1 protein-coding gene is annotated in these 279 nt (G+C 71.0%); it reads left to right on the top strand.

Annotated features, from left to right (window positions below):
• Positions 1-279 (top strand): glycosyltransferase family 4 protein (locus EN874_RS33385; RefSeq protein ID WP_135884759.1); only part of this gene is annotated, 279 nt, incomplete at both ends.

Below are 279 nucleotides of genomic sequence, written 5' to 3'. Positions count from 1 at the left end.
CCGACGATGTCGGCCCCCTGCTGTCGGCAGCGCATCTCTGCATCGTCCCGCTCAGGACCGGGGGCGGCACGCGCATCAAGATCCTGGAAGCGATGGCCGCGGGCGTGCCGGTGATCGCGACGCCGCTCGCGGCGGAAGGGCTCGACGTCTCCGGCGGCGAAGACTTGCTGCTGTCCGACACCGACGAAGGACTTGCCGACCTGACGGTCGCACTCTGTTCCGACCCTGCCCGCATGGCCCGGCTGCGCGCCCGCGCCTACGATACCGCATGGTCCCGCT

This window comes from Mesorhizobium sp. M1D.F.Ca.ET.231.01.1.1 (assembly GCF_003999155.2).
Classification (GTDB): Bacteria; Pseudomonadota; Alphaproteobacteria; order Rhizobiales; family Rhizobiaceae; genus Mesorhizobium.
Note: the sequence above shows the minus strand (reverse complement) of the source record. Positions and strands in the feature narration are given on the sequence as shown.